The organism is Citrobacter sp. wls826 (genome assembly GCF_005281245.1).
Lineage (GTDB): Bacteria > Pseudomonadota > Gammaproteobacteria > Enterobacterales > Enterobacteriaceae > Citrobacter > Citrobacter braakii.
Genome location: NZ_SZWS01000009.1, coordinates 1 through 1448 on the forward strand (window position 1 = coordinate 1; position 1448 = coordinate 1448).

The following is a 1448-nucleotide window of genomic DNA, read 5'->3' on the forward strand; positions in this document are numbered from 1 at the left end:
CCCCGGCCGAAGGCCGGGAACTACATCGCTTTTAATGCTGGATGATGTAACTAAACTTTTTAGTCGCTGTTAGTAGTACTGGCTGGAAGTTTTATATAACACGCCCGTAAGCGGCCCTGATGGCCCGCTAACGCGGAGATACGCCCCGACTGCGGCTAAGCCTTGTCGTGACCACTCCGAAGGCGCATATCCACTCCTAAGTCGATTGAAAGCGGGTTATGGCTTTGCAGGGAAGGGGGGGGTTAATAGCGATCTTCTATCGATCAACCGGCTACGCCGGGCTACGGCGCCATTAACAACCGTGCTCTGGTCAACTTCTGAGGGCGCCTCTATGCGCTTTTGGCGCATTCCCGGAATGCCTGCGCGCTGCCCGGACGTGATCAGGACTAATATGACCATCAGGGGAAGCATATGAGCGATGAACCGGGAAGAGGTAAATTTGTCGATCAGGCGGCAGAAGCCAGGCCTTCTGTCTGGCGCAGAACCGCTGGCTGGATACGTGAGGAGATTCTCCATTCTCTGGGAAGGCCCGCCTGGAGGGGGCGATTGCTTCCGGGCAGCTAATTCCCTGTCCGATCATCGCCCCTGTCGACACGTTCTGGACACGGTCGGTGGTCTACTGGCAGGACTGGATGTCTTTTTCTCTGTCATCAATTCATTCCCGTCCCTGGACGATCGAGTACCGCAAACCGGGCTACCAGCGCCGGCTCGAAAGCCATTCACTTGCTGTTCCGGAGGTTCAGCAGCTGATTAGCAAAGAAAATGTCCCTCATTTTTCATGCGACATCACAGATATCTGGGGGATTTCGGCCTCGAAATCTATGGATCATGATATCCGGGACATCGATGAGTTTCCTGTACTGAGATGCCGTGAGCTGGCTGAACCTGTGACTGAAGAGCACCTGCGAAAAAATATGCGTCACTGGGAGTTACGGATCGACCGGATGCTGTTTGCTGAATATCCGTGGGCAGAGCGGAGACTCTACTGGATGAACGACGGTGGCTCACACCATTTTGGCGCTGCTCGCTATCAGGCATGCCGCCTAGGCATTGCGGTTCCGCTTACAGGCAGACTCTGTCGCTATGGTGTAAATGTGCCGATGATCTCCGCTATACGTCAGCAATGGCATCTGTTTGCTATTCCGGCAGATGAACTCTTCGGCAACTTTTTCGACGCCATGAATGCCTTTGAATGCCCGTTTGGTAATTCCTGTTTGCCTCGTCACACGCATGATACGGATAAGTCAGGAGTTGCTCTCAAACTGGTCTGGCTTGAACGTGGCCATCCCAGAGCCAGTGCTGTTGCTGATGTACTTTCAGCCGCAGCCTTTCCTGATTTCGGGAAGCAGCTCCAGCAGTTGGCCAAAGAACCTTCGTCACGTTGAATAAGGAGTCAGTTTGGAGATCGGAAAATTTAGTACGTTAAGCGCATTATTTAACCAGTCGAG

1 protein-coding gene is annotated in these 1448 nt (G+C 53.2%); it reads left to right on the forward strand.

The genetic code is table 11. The features are described from left to right. Positions 1 to 632 precede the first annotated feature (632 nt). Positions 633 to 1385, forward strand: a complete 753-nt coding sequence (locus tag FDW87_RS21315; protein WP_252362911.1) for a DUF6685 family protein — start codon at positions 633 to 635, stop codon at positions 1383 to 1385. The last annotated feature ends 63 nt before the right edge of the window (positions 1386 to 1448 follow it).